13 protein-coding genes and 2 pseudogenes are annotated in these 16,669 nt (G+C 68.9%); 7 read left to right on the top strand and 8 right to left on the bottom strand.

What is annotated here, in order from left to right:
• Nucleotides 1-507 (bottom strand): annotated as a pseudogene (locus tag DIE15_RS38070) (highly repetitive protein); the annotation flags it as partial.
• Between DIE15_RS38070 and DIE15_RS34265 the strand changes: the two are divergent.
• The 3 genes from DIE15_RS34265 (at nucleotide 461) to DIE15_RS34255 (ending at nucleotide 3,799) form a co-directional block, all read left to right on the top strand.
• The gene (locus DIE15_RS34265) at nucleotides 461-1,672 is read left to right on the top strand and encodes a collagen-like triple helix repeat-containing protein (protein ID WP_221624187.1); all 1,212 of its coding nucleotides are present in this window, start codon (nucleotides 461-463) and stop codon (nucleotides 1,670-1,672) included. The pseudogene DIE15_RS38070 and the gene DIE15_RS34265 overlap by 47 nt on opposite strands.
• A gap of 120 nt (nucleotides 1,673-1,792) precedes the next feature.
• Nucleotides 1,793-3,076 (top strand): isoprenylcysteine carboxylmethyltransferase family protein, encoded by a 1,284-nt coding sequence (locus DIE15_RS34260; protein WP_057925803.1) that lies wholly within the window; start codon nucleotides 1,793-1,795, stop codon nucleotides 3,074-3,076.
• A 150-nt stretch (nucleotides 3,077-3,226) separates the two neighbouring features.
• The gene (locus DIE15_RS34255; RefSeq protein ID WP_124835629.1) at nucleotides 3,227-3,799 is read left to right on the top strand and encodes an NADPH-dependent FMN reductase; all 573 of its coding nucleotides are present in this window, start codon (nucleotides 3,227-3,229) and stop codon (nucleotides 3,797-3,799) included.
• Nucleotides 3,800-3,828: 29 nt separating this feature from the next.
• On the opposite strand, the gene DIE15_RS34250 is transcribed toward DIE15_RS34255, so the two are convergent.
• The 4 genes from DIE15_RS34250 to DIE15_RS34235 are packed head-to-tail and all read right to left on the bottom strand — an operon-like array spanning nucleotide 3,829 to nucleotide 8,901.
• On the bottom strand, nucleotides 3,829-4,449 hold the full coding sequence (locus tag DIE15_RS34250) for a DUF2894 domain-containing protein (protein ID WP_124835628.1): 621 nt from the start codon (nucleotides 4,447-4,449) through the stop codon (nucleotides 3,829-3,831).
• On the bottom strand, nucleotides 4,446-5,090 hold the full coding sequence (locus DIE15_RS34245; RefSeq protein WP_057925806.1) for an OmpA family protein: 645 nt from the start codon (nucleotides 5,088-5,090) through the stop codon (nucleotides 4,446-4,448). The genes DIE15_RS34250 and DIE15_RS34245 overlap by 4 nt, the downstream gene beginning before the upstream one ends.
• A 3-nt stretch (nucleotides 5,091-5,093) precedes the next feature.
• Nucleotides 5,094-8,141 carry a DUF802 domain-containing protein gene (locus tag DIE15_RS34240; protein WP_124835627.1) on the bottom strand — a complete coding sequence of 1,016 codons (3,048 nt, stop codon included), beginning with the start codon at nucleotides 8,139-8,141 and terminating at the stop codon, nucleotides 5,094-5,096.
• 10 nt (nucleotides 8,142-8,151) lie between these two features.
• Nucleotides 8,152-8,901, bottom strand: coding sequence for a DUF3348 domain-containing protein (locus DIE15_RS34235; protein ID WP_124835626.1), 750 nt, complete (start codon nucleotides 8,899-8,901; stop codon nucleotides 8,152-8,154).
• Between the two features lie 598 nt (nucleotides 8,902-9,499).
• On the opposite strand from DIE15_RS34235, the gene DIE15_RS34230 reads away from it, so the two are divergent.
• Entirely contained in the window at nucleotides 9,500-10,711 is a 1,212-nt protein-coding gene (locus DIE15_RS34230) for a hypothetical protein (RefSeq protein WP_124835625.1), read from the top strand.
• Nucleotides 10,712-10,896: 185 nt separating this feature from the next.
• Here DIE15_RS34230 and DIE15_RS34225 read toward each other — a convergent pair whose 3' ends face one another.
• A complete protein-coding gene (locus DIE15_RS34225) occupies nucleotides 10,897-11,535 on the bottom strand; it encodes a LysE family translocator (protein ID WP_057925810.1) in 639 nt (212 codons plus the stop codon).
• Nucleotides 11,536-11,707: 172 nt separating this feature from the next.
• Here DIE15_RS34225 and DIE15_RS34220 point away from each other — a divergent pair, with 172 nt between their 5' ends.
• Nucleotides 11,708-12,172 (top strand): GNAT family N-acetyltransferase, encoded by a 465-nt coding sequence (locus tag DIE15_RS34220; RefSeq protein ID WP_124835624.1) that lies wholly within the window; start codon nucleotides 11,708-11,710, stop codon nucleotides 12,170-12,172.
• A gap of 8 nt (nucleotides 12,173-12,180) precedes the next feature.
• The gene (locus tag DIE15_RS34215) at nucleotides 12,181-12,771 is read left to right on the top strand and encodes a hypothetical protein (protein WP_124835623.1); all 591 of its coding nucleotides are present in this window, start codon (nucleotides 12,181-12,183) and stop codon (nucleotides 12,769-12,771) included.
• Between the two features lie 66 nt (nucleotides 12,772-12,837).
• Here the strand turns inward: DIE15_RS34215 and dctA are convergent, their stop codons facing one another.
• Nucleotides 12,838-14,205 carry a C4-dicarboxylate transporter DctA gene (gene dctA / locus DIE15_RS34210; RefSeq protein ID WP_124835622.1) on the bottom strand — a complete coding sequence of 456 codons (1,368 nt, stop codon included), beginning with the start codon at nucleotides 14,203-14,205 and terminating at the stop codon, nucleotides 12,838-12,840.
• Between the two features lie 162 nt (nucleotides 14,206-14,367).
• Entirely contained in the window at nucleotides 14,368-15,534 is a 1,167-nt protein-coding gene (locus tag DIE15_RS34205) for a mandelate racemase/muconate lactonizing enzyme family protein (protein WP_057925813.1), read from the bottom strand.
• Between the two features lie 129 nt (nucleotides 15,535-15,663).
• On the opposite strand from DIE15_RS34205, the pseudogene DIE15_RS34200 reads away from it, so the two are divergent.
• Nucleotides 15,664-16,607 (top strand): annotated as a pseudogene (locus DIE15_RS34200) (LysR substrate-binding domain-containing protein).
• Nucleotides 16,608-16,669 lie beyond the last annotated feature (62 nt).

Here is a 16,669-nt window from a genome sequence, read left to right as displayed (position 1 = left end):
CTCGTCCGGTAGGTTCTGCTCTTCCTGCTCGTCCTGTACTTCGTGTTCGTCCGGTACGTCGGGTACCTCTGGTACGTCGGGTACTTCCGGTACGTCAGGTACGTCAGGTACTTCCGGTACGTCGGGCACGTCAGGCACCTCCGGCACGTCGGGTACTTCCGGTACGTCGGGTACTTCCGGTACGTCAGGCACCTCCGGCACGTCAGGCACCTCCGGCACGTCAGGCACCTCCGGTACGTCAGGCACCTCCGGTACGTCGGGCACCTCCGGTACGTCAGGCACCTCCGGTACGTCAGGCACCTCCGGTACGTCAGGCACCTCCGGCACGTCGGGCACCTCCGGTACGTCAGGCACTTCCGGCACCGGCGTCACCCCGCTCGGCAACGTCCTGCAGCAAACCGGCACGCTCGTCACGGGACTGGGCACGACGGTCGCGAACGGCGGTACGCAGGTCGGCAGCGTGCAGGTCCCCGGCACGAACCCGACGACGGCCACCAGCATCGGCAACGCGGTCACGAGCCTCGGCAGCGGCGTGCAGTCGCTCGGCAGCGGCGTCGCGGCCGGCCTCGGCTCGATCGGCGTGTCGCCGAACCCGCTCGGCCCGACGCTCACGTCAACCACCGGCCTGCTGACCGGCGCCGGCGGCGCGGTCAACAACCTCGGCGATGCAGTGACGAGCCTCGGCACCGGTCCGCTGTCGCCGCTCGCGCCGGCGACGACCCTGGTCGGCAGTCTCGTCAATACGGCCGGCACCGCGGTCAATTCGACCGCATCGGCGCTGAACACGGCGCTGAACAGCGCGCCGGTGCAGCAGCTCGAGACGCAGCTCGGCAGCGTGATCAATCCGATCACGAACACGCTGACCGGCGGTGTCACGACGCCTGGCGCCACGCAGACGCTCGGCGGCGCAACCATGCTCGGCGCCCCGCTCAGCGGCCTGCTGAGCACGCTCGGCAGCGGCCTCGGCCTCGCCGGTTCGCAGGTCGGCGGCACGACCGGCAACCCGGTCGGCACGAGCGCCGGCGGCAGCGTGTCCCAGCTCGGCAACACGGTGGCGTCGGGCGGCGGCCTGCTGTCCAGCGGCAGTTCCAGCAGCGGCACCAACCCGCTCGCCCCGATTACCGGCCTGCTCGGCACGCTGACGGGCGGCCTCGGCGGCGGCAGCAGTTCGAGCGGCACGGGCGGCACCAGCGGTACCAGTGGCACCAGCGGCGGCCCGCTCGCGCCGGTCACGGGCCTGCTCGGCACGGTGACGGGTGCGCTCGGCGGCCTCGGTTCGAGCGGTACGAGTGGCACCAGCGGCTCGGGCGTCGGCGGCCTGCTCGCACCGGTCACCGGTCTCGTCAACTCGCTGACGCCGCTCGGCACAAGCCTCACCGGCACGGTCACGACGCCGGGCGGCAGCCTGACCGGCAACCTCGGCGGCGCGCTGACGAACGGCCCGGTCGGCACGCTGACGGGCTCGCTGACGTCGGCGGCCGGCACGCTCGGCGCGGTCGGCACGGCCAGCCCGAGCGGCGCGGCCGGCACGGTGACGACGCCGTCCGGCAGCGGTACCGTCACGGCCGGCCTGACCGGCGGCTCGACCGGTGCGGCGGGCAGCACAAACAACCTGCTCGCGCCGGTGACGAACCTGCTCGGCGGCCTGCTCGGCGCCACCCCGAAGAAGTAACGCTTCACCTATCAGAACCACAGGCCAATGGCCGGGCACATACCAATCCAAAGCCCGGCCGACGGCCGGCGCCACCCGCCAAGCGGGGGCGCCGGCCCTCATCCCGACGAGGATCCGATCATGAATTCCACACTCGACGGCATCGCCGCGGTCCAGGCCCGCCCGCCTCGTTCCGCCACGCCATTCCGCGCCGGCCTGCTCGGCATCGCGGCCGGTCTCTTCGCGCTGTGGATCACGCGCGACCAGCCGACCCTCGACGCCGCCACGCGCGCGGTCGTCGCCAGCCTCGCGATCATCGGCACGATCGCGCTGCACGAAATCTTCATCTCGCGCGTCTACCTGCGCCCGAGCGCGGGCCTGTCGCGGCAGGCCGTGCGCCCGCTCGGGCTTGCTCGCGTCGCGACGCGGCTCGGCGCGCTGACGTCGATCTACGCCGGCATCGGCATGATCTACTGGCTGCTGCCCGAATATCACGGCGCGTTCTACCTGCCGTTCTGGTCGCTGCTGCGCTCGCTCGCGCCGTACGTGATCGTCGCCGCGCCGTTCTACTTCGCGTGGATGGATCGCCACCAGCGCGAGACCGACGACGCGTACCTGCTGTGGGGCCGCTTCCTGTTCCGTCGCGAGCAGCCCGCGAGCTGGCAGCCCGTGCGCGAGATGCTCGCCGGCTGGGGCGTGAAGGCGTTCTTCCTGCCGCTGATGACGGTCTACCTGTCGAAGGACGCCGATCACCTGAGCGCGTCGCTCACGCACGCGATGAACGCGCCGATGACGATCGCGACCTTCGTGTTCCTGTACGACCTGTCGTTCACGATGGACCTGATGTTCGGCACCGTCGGCTACCTGTGCACGTTCCGCATCCTCGACAGCCATGTGCGCACCGTCGAGCCGACCACGCTCGGCTGGGTCGCCGCGCTGATGTGCTACCAGCCGTTCTGGTCGCTGTTCTCGAACAACTACATCCGTTACGAAGGCTCGCTGTTCTGGGACAACTGGCTGTTGTCCGCGCCGACGCTGCGCGTGATCTGGGGCGCGGTGATCATCCTGCTGCTGATGACCTACGCGCTGTCGACGATCTCGTTCGGACTGCGTTTCTCGAACCTCACGAACCGCGGGATCATCACGTCGGGCCCGTATCGTTTCACGAAGCATCCGGCGTACATCACGAAGAACCTGTCGTACTGGATGGTGTCGGTGCCGTTCGTCGAGCCGCTCGGCTGGCAGGTCGGGCTCATGCACTGCGCGGGGCTCGTCGCGGTCAACCTGATCTACTACACGCGGGCGAAGACGGAAGAACGGCATCTGATGCGCGATCCGGACTATCGCGCATATGCGGAATGGATCGCGCAGCACGGGCTGTTCGCGCGGATCAAGCAGGCGTTCGGGGCGCGGCAGGCGGGGTGAGGCAGCGACGGTCGGCCGGCCGGTCGTGCACGATGTGCGCGACGCCGGCCCGGCACCCGGCACCCGATGCCCGATGCCCGATGCCCGATGCGATAATCCATCGGATCCGCGCGACGCCGCCGCGCAAGCCCCTTGCCGACACGCTCCTCGATGGCTACCGAACCCCAAACCGATTCCGAACGCCGCATCGACATCGTCGCGCTGTGCGGTAGCCTGCGTGCGCAGTCGTACAACGCGGCGCTGCTGGATGCGGCGGCACGCGTCGCGCCGCGCGCAATGCGCATCACGCGCTTCGATCGTCTCGGTGAATTTCCGCTGTTCAATCCCGACGCCGAATATCCGTCGCCGGCCGCGGTGCGCGACCTGATCGAGCGGCTGAACGCGGCGGACGGCGTGCTGATCGCGAGCCCGGAATACGCACACGGCGTGACGGGCGTGATGAAGAACGCGCTGGACTGGGTCGTGGGATGCGAAGCCGTGGTGTACAAGCCGGTCGCGGTATTGAACGCGTCGCCGCGCGCAACGCATGCGGACGCGGCGCTGCGGGAAACGCTGTCGGTGATGTCGGCGTGCATCGTCGAGCGCGCGTCGATCACGCTGCCGATCCTCGGCAGCCAGCTCGATGCGGCGGGCATCGCCGCGCATCCGCCATTCGCAACGGCGCTGACCGATGCGTTGCTCGCGCTGCGCGGGGCGATCGACGCGCAGGCGCCGAACCGCTAGACGACGACCGGCGCGGCTGAAAGCATGCGTTATCGCGCCTTGGTGCGCGTGGTCTTCCTCGCCGGCTTCGCCAGTTTCGCGGCCTTCGCGCGCGGCGCTTCCTTCTCCGGCTGCGCGCCGCCGCCGGCCAGATCCTCGAGCCACGCCAGCGCATCGATGTACGACATGAATTGCTGCAGGTATTCCGGCGACAGTTCGCGCATCGTCGCGAGCGACCGATGCACGAGGCTGTTCGAATTGAGCGGCCCCGCGTTGCGCGGCACCTGGTCGAGCGACTGCCGGTACTGCTGTTCCGTGCGGACCTTCGACCACATCGTGCGGAAATAGTCGATCAGCTCGGGATCGACGCCGCGCCGGTCGGCCTGCGCATCGCGCGCGAGCTGCGCGACGAGCCCGCCGAGCAGGCTGCGAGCCGGCGCGTCGGGCGCGCTCGCGGCAACCGCTTCGCCGGCTCGCGCGACGATCCGAGCAAAACCTTCCAGCAGCGTCGCGAGCCGCGCATCGAGCAACGCGCGCGCGTCGCCGTCGAGCGCGGCCGCGCGCTTCTCGAGCGCGTCGAGCCGATGAAAGCGCACCGGGTCGAGCCGGTCGGCGCCCTGCTCGCGCCACGCGTCGAGCGTCGCGCGCACATGCGTCGCGTCGTCCGTCACTTCGCCTTCCCTCCGCTCGATGCGGTCTTGCGCGGCACCGGCGCGATCTCCACGCGACGGTTCTTCGCGCGACCTTCGTCGTCCGCATTCGAACTGACCGGCTGCTCGGAGCCGAACGCGGCCGCGAACACCGACGGCGCCGGCACGCCGGCGTCGATCAGCGCACGCGTAACCGTCAGCGCGCGCTTGGCCGACAGTTCCCAGTTGTCCGTGAACAGGCGGTTGCCCGCGCGCACCTGCTGGTCGTCGGCAAAGCCGCTGATCATCAGGATCTCGTCGCGCGTCTTCAGGTAGGCGGCCAGCGGCCCGGCCAGCGTCCTCAGCAGATCGCGGCCCTCGGGCTGCAGCTGATCGGAGTTCAGTGCGAACAGCACGTTGCCGCTGATGCCGATCCGGCCGTTCACGAGCGTCACGCGGCCGGCCGCGAGCGGCCCGGCGAGCGCCTCCTCGAGCGACTTGCGCTGTTGCGCTTCCTGCTGGCGCGCGCGCACCGCTTCCTCGAGCTTCGACGTGAGCTGCAACTGCATGCCGATCACGCCGACGAGAATCAGCACGAACGCGCCGAGCAGCACCGACATCAGGTCGGCGAACGCGGGCCACACCGGCGCGGCCGGCGCGCCGTCGTCGATTTCGTCATGCATGCGTCACGCTCCGACCGATGCCCGCCGTCCGGCGATCTGCTGCAGGTCTTCGACGATCTGCTTCTGCGACATCATGCTCAGGTCGATCACCTCGCGCGCCTGCGCGACGTAGTACTCGAGCTGCTCGTCGCTGCGCGCGAGCGATTTCTCCAGCGCGGCCTCGATGCGTTGCAGATGGTTCAGCAGCTTGTCGTTCGATTCGCCAAATACCTGCACGGCCGCACCGAATGCATCGCCGAGGCTCGCGACCTCGACGGCGCCCGCCGTGACTTGCGCGGCCACCGAATCGAGCTTGCGCGTTTCGGCATCGACGGTGTCGTTGAAGCGTGCGCCGACACGATCGAGCAGGTCGGCCGACGTGCTGACGAGCGCGTCGATCGCGGTGCGCTGTTCGGTCGATGCGTGGTTGACCGCGCCGAGCAGCGTCTCGAGCGTCGCGAGCAGGCGGCTGCGCTCCTCGAGCATCGCGGTGTCGCGCACCATGCTGTCGGACAGGCGCTGGCGCAGCTCGGCGACGACGTCGGCCGCGGCCTTCGGCGCTTCCGATGCAGCCTGCACGAGGCGCGAGATTTCGTTGATCGTGTCGCTTGCGTGCACCTGCGCCTGTGCGGTGATGTCGTTCGCGGTGCGGGCCAGCGTGTCGCAGATGTCCTGCTGGCGCGTCGCGGCCTGTGCGCTCGTCTGCGCCCATTCGTCGCGTAGCGCGGCAGCCATTGCGGCAAGCGAGTCGTTCCATGCGGACAGGCGCTCTTCGTCGCGTGCGGCCAGTTGCGTCTGCAGACCCGTATGCGAATCGCGGATCGTCGACAGCAGGTCGTTCGAGCGTTGTTCGAACGTGGACGCCTGCGCGGTCAGGTCGCGCGTCGTCTGTGCGAGTGCGTCGCAGATTTCCTGCTGACGGCCGGCGCTGTGCACGCCTGCGCGTTGCCATTCGTCGCCGAGCTTCGTGGCCATCGTGGCGAGCGAGTCGTTCCACGCGGACAGGCGTTCTTCGTCGCGTGCGGCCAGTTGCGTCTGCAAGCCCGCATGCGAATCGCGGATCGTCGACAGCAGGTCGTTCGAACGTTGTTCGAACGTGGACGCCTGTGCGGTCAGATCGCGCGTCGTCTGTGCGAGTGCATCGCAGATTTCCTGCTGACGGCCCGCGCTGTGCACGCCCGCACGTTGCCATTCGTCGCCGAGCTTCGTCGCCATCGTGGCGAGCGAGTCGTTCCACGCGGACAGGCGTTCTTCGTCGCGTGCGGCCAGTTGCGTCTGCAGGCCCGTATGCGAATCGCGGATCGTCGACAGCAGATCATTCGAGCGTTGTTCGAATGTGGACGCTTGCGCGGTCAGGTCGCGCGTCGTCTGTGCGAGTGCGTCGCAGATTTCCTGCTGACGGCCCGCGCTATGCACGCCCGCACGCTGCCATTCGTCGCCGAGCTTCGTGGCCATCGTGGCGAGCGAGTCGTTCCACGCGGACAGGCGTTCTTCGTCGCGTGCGGCCAGTTGCGTCTGCAGCCCGGCGTGCGAATCGCGGATCGTCGACAGCAGGTCGTTCGAGCGTTGTTCGAACGTGGACGCTTGCGCGGTCAGGTCGCGCGTCGTCTGTGCGAGTGCGTCGCAGATTTCCTGCTGACGGCCCGCGCTGTGCGCACCCGCACGCTGCCATTCATCGCCGAGCTTCGTGGCCATCGCGGCGAGCGAAGCATTCCACGCCGACAGGCGTTCCTCGTCGCGCGCAGCCAGCTGCGTCTGCAGCCCCGTATGCGACTCGCGCATCGCGGCAAGCGCCGCGCCCGAATGCCGCTCGAACGTCGCGGCGGCCTCGCCGAGCGCCTGCGCATGCTGGCCGGCCAGCGTCTCGCCGACCTGTTCCTGGCGCGCGAGTGCGTCGCGCCATGCGTCGGACAGGCGGCTTTCGGTCGATTCGAGGCGCGTCGCGACGCCGTCGAGCAGGTCCGTCGAACGCTGCGCGAAGGTGTCGGTGAACTGGCCGAGCGTCGTCTGCAACTGCTGCGCGACGGCGTCGCCCGCGCGGCGCTGCTCGTCGAGCGCGCGGTTCCATACGGCCGTCACGTCTCCGGTGGTCTTCTCGAAGCCGTCCGTCAGCCCGTCGAGCTGACGCTGCACGGCCCCCGTCACGGTGTCGCGCAGCGCGGCCATCTCCTGCGCGAGCCCCGTCATCGTCGCCGCGACGACCGGCTGCAGCGCGGCACCGGCCACACGCGCGCTCTCGACGGCACTCTCCTTCAGCGCGTCGCCGACGTTCGATGCCAGGCCCGCATACGCGCGCTCGGTCCGATCGAAGAACGCCTGCTGGCTCTCGATCTGGCGATCGTGCAGCGCGACGCTGCGCGCCTCGAGCGTCGTCATCATCGTCTGCAGCCGGTCGACCAGCGCCGGCATCACATCGGCCTGGCGCTGCAGCAGCCGGAACGATTCGTCGCGCTGGTGCGCGGACGAGTGCACGCGCAGCGTCGTCGCGATCTTCGCGTCGAGCTGCTGACCTGCGTCGATCCGTTCGCGGCGCACGAGCGCGGACAGGAGGCCGAGCATCGCCGACGTCGCGACGCCCGCGATCGACGTGCCGAACGCGAAGCCGAGGCCCTTCACCGGTGCGATCAGCGATGCGCGGATCGCGTCGAGGTCGGTGGCGCTTTCGAGCGCGGCGCCCGTGCCCTTCAGCGTCACGACCATCCCCAGCAGCGTGCCGAGCATGCCGAGCAGCACGAGCAGGCCGACGAGATACGGCGTGAGCGCCGGGCCCGGCAGTGCAACGCGCGCACCGTCGACACGCGCACGCACGGCGGCGCGCAGGCCCGGGGGCAGCGTATCGAGCCACGTGTCGAGCTTCGCTGGCGGCTCGGTCAAGCCAGCCACCGCGCGCGACAGCGTGGCGGTCGCCTGCCGGTAGCGCAGCAGTTCCCATGCACCGGCGACGTAGCACGCGCCGATCAGCAACGTGACGGCCGTCGCGAGCGGGTTCGACGCGACATAGCCGACACCGATCCAGCACACTGCGAGCAGACCGGCGATGAAGACAACGAGATCAAGACGAATTCTGGACATAGCGTATCGATTAGCAGGTACGAAGGGCCGCAAGCAGCCCGTCTACCGTTTGAAACCGGACTTCGAGTTCCGCGAGCAGGATGCTTCGCATCTCGTCGCGGAACGTGTCGAGCCACGTGCCGGGCACGATCGCCGCGGCGGACGGCGCATCGCCCTCGGCACCGGCATCGGCCGCCGCTTGCGCGTCGGCCAGCGCCTGCCGTTCCGCGTCGCGCAGCCGCTCGAAGCGCGTGGCGAGCAGCGCGGGCACGGCGGACAGCAGGCTGCGCTCGCGCGCGCCGAGCACGCGCTCCATGATCGCGTCGAGCGTCGCGAGCCGCGCCATGCCGGACGAGCGCGCGGCGAGCGCGACCCGCAGGCGGCCGCGCAACTGGCCGATCGCGGTCTCCATCTCCTGCTGCAGGGACAGGCAGCTCTGGCGGAAGTCCGCGAAATCGGCCGTGTCGGCGGGCGGCGGCGGCATCTCGCCGGGGCGCCGCCGCGTGGGTGGGCGGTGGGCGGCCGTGATCGCCTGCGCGAGGTCGTGGCGCACGCGCGCGCAGTCGCGCTCGGCGTCGTAACCGCGCACGCCGGCCGCGACGCCGGGCGGGTTCGCATTCAGCGCGGACGACAACGTGATCGCGTCGGTCCAGCCGAGCCACTGGCTCAGGCGGTCCGACAGCGTCTGCCGGGATTCCGCGACGTCGGCATCGGTCAGGCGCGCGAGCAGCCGGACGAGCGTCGGGCCGCTCAGTGTCGGGCGCGGGGGAGCTTGCACCATGCTGCAAACCGTCAAAAAAGGCAGCAGTTTACACGTCGTCGGGAGGTCGACCGCCAGAATCGGGCTAGCGGCCCGCCTCGGCACGCCGCGCAATCGGCGCGAACGCCCGCCGCACAAGGCTCGCGGGCCGATCGCCGGGATCGCGGACAGCGCCCGCGCGGCCCCGGCGATGCGCCCGGCCGCCTGCCCGGGCTGCCTTGGGGCTGCCTTGGGGCTGCCTGGGGCTGCCTGGTGCTGCCTGGTGCTGCCTCGGGACCGCCTCGGGACCGCCTCGGGGTCGCTCCGGGGTCGCTCCGGGGTCGCTCCGGGGTCGCTCCAGGGGCGCCCCGGCCGACGCCGCCCCGCTCCGACCCGCACCAGCCGGCCACGGTCGCCCGCGTACGACGCCGTCACGGACGTGCGGTACCATCGCGACACCCGCCACGCGATTCGCACCCGATGCGGACCCGCGCCGCCACGCAGCCGGCGCGCGGGCCGCCGGACGCGCAACGGATATCCGGCCGATATCCGCGGGCCGCAGGCGGCGCCCCGGGAAACGGGTGCCGCCGCCCATGACAACGACAGACCAATGACAGGCGGGCCCGCCCGACCGCACACGATGCTTTCAGACTTCGTCGCGCGCCTGCGCGAGCGCTTCAGCAAGCCACCCACGCGGCAGGACTTCGCCGAACGCCTGATCGCCGCGCTGCGCGCGACCGGCGACACGCGCGAGTGGCTTCACGAGGACGACAAGGGCCGTCTCGTGCAAGCCGATGTCCCGTCGAACATCATCAACCTGCACAACCTGTTCCGCGACTACGCGGCCGCGACACCGGCCGAGCGCGAAGCGACGCTGAAGCGCCAGGCGAACGCGATGATGCAGCACGAGATTCCGGCGAACTTCGCGGACGTCCGCGCGCGGCTGCGCCCCGTGATCCGCAGCGCGACCGAGCGCGGCGCGGTCGCGCTGCAGTTGGCCGGACAGCCCGGCGCGTCGGAGGTGGCGTTCCGGCCGCTGTGCGAGAACCTCGAGATCGGCATCGCGTACGACGGCGAATTCAGCGTCGCGCGGCTGACGAGCGCACGGCTCGCCGAATGGGGCGTCAGCTTCGACGACGCGTGCGACATCGCGATCGACAACCTGCGCGGCGCGTCGTCGGCGCCATGGGCCGCGTTGCGCGACGGCGTGTTCCTGTCGCAGTTCGGCGACTACTACGACGCGGCGCGGCTGCTGCTGACCGACCTGCTGCACCGCCAGCCGATCTCCGGCGCACCGGTCGTGATGACGCCGAACCGCGCCGTGCTGCTGCTCACCGGCGAGCGCAACGCGGCCGGGCTCGCGACGATGGTCGAACTCGCCGAACAGGCGCGCGCGCAACCGCGTCCGCTGCCGCCGCTGATGCTGCGCTGGGACGGCGCCGCGTGGCGGAATTTCATCCCGGCGGGGCTGGAGGCGAAGCTGCACGCGCTGCGCGTGGATGAACTCGCCGGTGATTACCAGGATCAGCGGACGCTGCTGGACGGCCTGCACAAGCGGGACGGCACCGACATCTTCGTGGCAACGTACACCGTGTACCGGCGGCAGAACGGCGAGCTGTTCAGCGTCGGCGTATGGAGCGACGGCGTGCCGACGCTGCTGCCCGAGACGGACATCGTCGTGCTGTACCGTGAAGCGACGCGACAGTCGGCGCACGTGCCGATGGCCGTGCTGCGGGACGCATGCGGCGACCTGATGACGGCCACCGCGCACCGGCCGGTGCGGTATGAAGTGACGGCGTTTCCGGATGAAGCGCGGTTCGCGGCGCTGATCGAACGGTTTCCGGCGGTGTGACGCGCGCTTGGCGCGGGTCGGGGGTTGCAGGACGCGGGTCGGGTGGGTCTGGTGGGTCGGGTGGGTCGGGTGGGTCGGGTGGGTCGGGTGGATCGGGCTGGGCCGTCACCCGCCGGAATGACCAGCCGTGGCCGCATGCCCGCCAGGCATGACACGGCGGTGCGCCCCGGCGACACCGCCCGTCGTCAGATCCCCGCCTTCGGCGCGTTCAGGATCAGCCGCAGCCCGAGCAGCGTGATCGCGCCGGCCGCGACGCGGTCGACCCACTTCTTTCCGCGCAGGTAGAGTTCGCGCGGCCGGCGGGTCGAGAAACACAGCGCGACGATCGTGTACCAGCCGAATTCGACGCCGAACACGAGCGGCGGCAGCGCCAGGTAGCACCACAGCGGCGGATGCTGCGGTAACAACGCCGCGAAGATGCTGCCGTACCAGATCGCCGTCTTCGGGTTGCTCAGCTGGGTCGTGAGGCCCGTCCAGAACGACTTGCGCGCGCTGCCGGCGGCGACGCCCTGCGGGTCGTCCATCGCGATCGGCCGGTCGGCGCCGCGCCAGATCTTCGACGCCATGTAGATCAGGTACGCGCCGCCCGCCAGCTTGAGCCCCACATACAGCCATTCGACCGCCTGCAACAGCGTATAGAGCCCGGCGAGCGCGACGCCGCCGAACGCGATCCCGCCAACGCCCATGCCGAGCGCGGTCGCGAGCCCGTCGCGGCGCGACAGGCCGATCGAATTGCGGGCGACCAGCACGAAACTCGGGCCCGGAATCATCGCGCCGAGCCACAGCGCGGCCAGAATGGCGAGTACGGCAGCCGATGCAGTCATCGAAGTCTCCTTGGTCAGCGACGCCGAAGCGCCGGCGCCTGCGTGTCCTGCGTGTCGTCTTGTGTCGAATTCCGACGGTGAAGGCGATGATTCTGGCACGCTTCGCGGGCCGCCGAAAGCACCCGCGCGCTGCTATGCTGGCTGCCGTTCCCGCCCTCCCGCGCCACCCGCCATGATCGAGATCCGCGCCGCCCGCTATCCCGACGATGCCGCCGTCGTCGAAGCGATCTTCCGCGAGTACATCGCGAGCCCCACCGTCAGCCTCGCGTTCCAGGACTACGAGCCCGAACTCGCCGCACTGCCGGGCAAGTACGCGGCACCGCGCGGGCAATTGCTGCTCGCGTGGCACGGCGAGCGCGCGGTCGGCTGCGCGGCGTTTCGCGAAATCGACGCGGCGACGTGCGAGATGAAGCGCGTGTACGTGCGTCCCGAAGCGCGCGGGCTGAACGTCGGCCGCCAGCTCGTCGAACGGCTGCTGCGCGATGCGCAGGCGGCCGGCTATGCGCGGATGTGTCTCGACGTGCTGCCCGAATTCGTCGCCGCAAGGCAACTGTATGGTTCGCTCGGCTTCACACCCGCGCCGCCGGTAACGTTCAACCCGGTGCCCGGTACCGAGTTTCTCGGGCGCGATCTGTGATCGGCGCGATGCGCACGCCGGCCGCGGCGGTTTGTCGTGCCCTCGTTCCGCTGTTCGCCGCGTGGTGCTGCCACGCGCAGGCGGCGCCGCTGCTGCCGCCATCGATCGCCGCGCAGTTGCCGGCCGGCTATCGGCCGTTCGTCGCGCAGCCAGGCCCGCCACTCGGCAACGGGCTGCACAGCCTGCTCGTCGTCGTGCATCGCGCGACCGATACGCGCGAACAGCCGTCGCCGCGGCCGCTCCTCGTCTACGAGGAACAGGCCGACCATACCTATCGGCTCGCCGCGCGCAACGACGGCGTCGTGCTGCGTGCGAACGATGCGCTGCAGTGCGATCCGTTCGATCCGCAAGATGCCGCCGACGGCGGGATCGCGGTGAAGGGACGCTATTTCACGGTGCAGAACGACGTCGCATGCGGACAGCACTGGAGCGACTACGTCACGTTCCGCTACGACCCGCGCACGCAGGGTTGGGTGTTTTCCAGCCGGATCTACACCGAATCGTTTCCGCTCGATCCCGACAAGCCCGATGTCGTCAGCGCGGTGCGGGCCGATCCGCGCAAGCCGGTTTCGTTGAGCCGGTGGAAACGCAAGGAATGAAACCCGCGCACGGCAAGCATGCGCAGGTTTCGTCATGCGCGTGTCCGTGTTCCTGACACGCCGCGACTAGCGCAAATTCGATTGCATGCCCGGCGCGCTCGCCTGCGCGTGTCGCTCCGGCGCCGGCGGGCCCGCGTCGTGTTCGTCCGCGACGATCGACTCCAGGCCGGCGCGACGGTCGAGCACGGCGCGTGCCCTGTCCATGTCCAGCGCCCCTTCCCAGCGAGCCACCACCACCGTTGCCACGCCGTTGCCGATCAGGTTGGTCACGGCGCGCGCTTCGTTCAGGAAGCGATCGACGCCGAGCAGCAGGACGAGGCCCGATACGGGCACCTGATGCATGGTCGACAAGGTTGCCGCGAGCGCGACGAAACCCGCGCCCGCGACGCCCGCCGAGCCCTTCGACGTCAGCAGCAGCACGCCGAGCAGCAGGAGCTGATCCCAGATCGACAGATGGATATTGAATGCCTGCGCGATGAACAGCGACGCCATCGTCAGGTAGATCGCGGTGCCGTCGGCATTGAAGGTATAGCCGGTGGGCAGCACCATCCCGACGACCGGACGCGAGCAGCCCATGCGCTCCATCTTGAGCAGCATCTGCGGGAGCACGGCTTCCGTCGACGCCGTGCCGAGCGTAATCAGGATCTCGTCCCGGATATAACGCAGGTATTTCCACAGCGACAACCCGCACATGCGCATGACGAGGCCGAGCGCCACGGCGACGAACAGGATCGACGTGAGGTACAGGCATAGCATCAGTTGTCCGAACTGCGCGAGCGTGCCGATGCCGTACTTGGCGATGGTGAACGCCATCCCGCCGAATGCGCCGGCGGGCGCGACAACCATCACCATGCGCACGACCCCGAACATCCCCTGCAGGAACATGTCCAGCATGTCCACGAGCGGCGCGGTCCTCGGGCCGAGCTTGGCGAGCGCGATCGCGAAGATGACCGAGAAGAAGATGATGGGGAGCATCTCGCCGTTCGCAAAAGCCCCGACGACACTGCCCGGCACGATGCTCATCAGGAAATCGAGCGTGCCGTGATGCTGCGCCGCATGCGTGTAGCTGGCGATCGCGGCACTGTCGATCTTCGCCGGATCGGCGTTCATCCCGCTGCCCGGCCGGATCAGGTTCACGACCACCATCCCGACCACGAGCGCGACGGTGGACGCGGCTTCGAAATACAGCACGGCCTTGACGCCGACCCGGCCGGCCTCATGAAGATCGGTCATGCGCGCGATGCCGACCACGACCGACGCAAAGATGATCGGCGCGAGCAGCATCCGGATCAGCTTGATGAACAGGTCGCCGAGCGGCTTGAGCTGGGCGCCGATATCCGGGTAGAAGTGTCCGACGAGGATGCCGGCGACGATGCCGATCAACACCTGGACGTAGAGTTTGGAAAGCGTTCTGCGAATGCGTGATGCCAGCATGTTTGTCTCCTGTGCATGACGTCCTGTTTTCGGAAAGCGCCCGCGTGCCGGCGATGCAGCCCATCGCCCCGAACGCAAACACCGCTTCCGCCTGCCCGACTGATTGTTGTGTGATGTGATGCGGTGCGCCGTCGAGCGGCCGGCGCACCGTGCCTGCACCGCTTATGCGGACAGCTTGCGCATTTCCGCGTACAGGTCGGCCTTGCCTTCGAAGCCGATGCCCGGCAGGTCCGGCATCGTGATGTAGCCGTTGTCGACCTTCACGCCGTCGGGGAAGCCGCCGTACGGCTGGAACAGGTCCGGGTACGACTCGTTGCCGCCGAGGCCGAGGCCGGCCGCGATATTGAGCGACATCTGGTGACCGCCGTGCGGAATGCAGCGGCTCGGCGACCAGCCGTGCTGGCGCAGCATGTCGAGCGTGCGCAGATACTCGACGAGACCGTAGCTCAACGCACAGTCGAACTGCAGCCAGTCGCGGTCGGCGCGCATGCCGCCGTAGCGGATCAGATTGCGGGCGTCCTGCATCGAGAACAGGTCCTCGCCGGTCGCCATCGGCTTGTCGTAGTAATTGCGCAGCGTCGCCTGCAGCTCGAAGTCGAGCGGATCGCCTGGCTCCTCGTACCAGAACAGGTCGTATTGCGAGAGCGCCTTCGCATACCGGATCGCGGTGTCGAGATCGAAGCGGCCGTTGGCGTCGACGGCGAGTTTCTGGCCATCGCCGAGCACGCTGAGGATCGCGTCGATGCGGCGCAGGTCTTCGTCGAGCGATGCGCCGCCGATCTTCTTCTTCACGACCGTGTAACCGCGGTCGATGTAGCTGCGCATCTCGTCCTTCAGCTTCTCGTGATCCTGGCCCGGGTAGTAGTAGCCGCCCGCCGCATAGACGAAGATCCTGCGATTCGGCCGGCCTTCTCCGTAGCGGTCCGCCAGCAGCTGGAACAGGGGCTTGCCCTCGATCTTGGCCACCGCATCCCACACCGCCATGTCGATCGTGCCGATCGCGACCGAGCGCTCGCCATGGCCGCCCGGCTTCTCGTTGGTGAACATCGTCGCCCAGATCTTGTGCGGGTCGAGATTGTCGCCGGCATCGTTGACGAGCGAATCGGGGTCGGCTTCGAGAATGCGCGGGATGAAGCGCTCGCGCATGAGCTTGCCCTGGCCGTAGCGGCCGTTCGAATTGAAGCCGTAGCCGACGACCGGCTTGCCGTCGCGGATCACGTCGGTGATCACGGCGACGAGGCTCAACGTCATCTTGCTGAAGTCGATATAGGCGTTGCGGATCGGGGAGCTGATCGGTACGGTTTGTTCGCGAATCTCGACGATTCTCATGGCGGCGTCTCCTGGACTGACACGTTTGCGGGCTATTTCGATTGCATGCACGTTGCTGCAACGAGACGGAGCATAGTCCGCGGAGTGCGCCCTATAATTCACCTCAATTCATTTCATTTTTTACCAAAAGTGAGAACTGATTCGACCTCCGATTTCGAGTTCTTCGTCCAGCTCGCCAGGGCGCGGCCCGCTCGCTCGGGATCACGCCTCCCGCGGCAACCAAGCGGCTCGGCATTCTCGAAGACCGCTTCGGCAAGCGGCTGGTCAACCGGACCACCCGCAGCGTCAGCCTGACGCCGGAAGGCGAGATGTATGCGCGGTACGCCACGCAGATTCTCGACCAGGTGCGCGAGATGGAGGACGCGATCGCGGGCACGCCCGCGGACCCGCACGGGCGGCTGCGCATCAATGCGACGCTCGGTTTCGGGCGAACGACCATCGCGCCGCTGGTGTCGGAATTCGCGAAGCGCTATCCGAACGTCGATGTCCAGTTCGTGGTCACCGATCGCCCGGTCGACCTGGTCGAAGGCGCATTCGACATGGCCATCCGCTTCGGCGAGTTGCCGGACCAGCGCTTGAGGGCGCGCCGCCTGATGAGCAATCGCCGGTTCCTGTGTGCGTCGCCGAAGTATCTGGAGCGCAACGGTGTGCCGCAGTGCAAGGAGGATCTCGCACATCACCGCTGCATCATCCACACGCAGAACGACGATGCGTTCGGCGTGTGGCGCTTCATGCAGGAGGATCATCTCGAGGCGCTGAAGGTGAGCGGCTCGCTGTCCAGCAACGACGGCGACATCGTGCTGCGCTGGGCGCTCGACGGTCATGGCATCCTGATCCGCTCGGAGTGGGATCTCGCCAAATACATCCAGAGCGGCAGACTGCGTCTCGTGCTGCCCGACGTCGTCCTGCCGTCCGCCGACCTGTTCGTGTACTACCCCGGGCAACGCAACGAATCGACGCGTGCCCGCGCGTTCATCGACTTTCTCGTCAAGCACTTCGAAGCGCCGTTTGTGCCCGTCGACGTCGGCAAGGCGGCACCGGAGCGCAAGCGCGCCGGGCGGTCGAAGCGCTGATGCGCCGCCGGCCCTCGGCCCTTCCTGTCGCGGGCACTCGATGCAGGGACACATCAAGGGGA

It is taken from the genome of Burkholderia sp. Bp9031 (assembly GCF_003857965.1).
Classification (GTDB): Bacteria; Pseudomonadota; Gammaproteobacteria; order Burkholderiales; family Burkholderiaceae; genus Burkholderia; species Burkholderia ambifaria_A.
The sequence above is the reverse complement of the archived record's forward strand: the minus strand, read 5'-3'. Positions and strand labels throughout refer to the sequence as shown.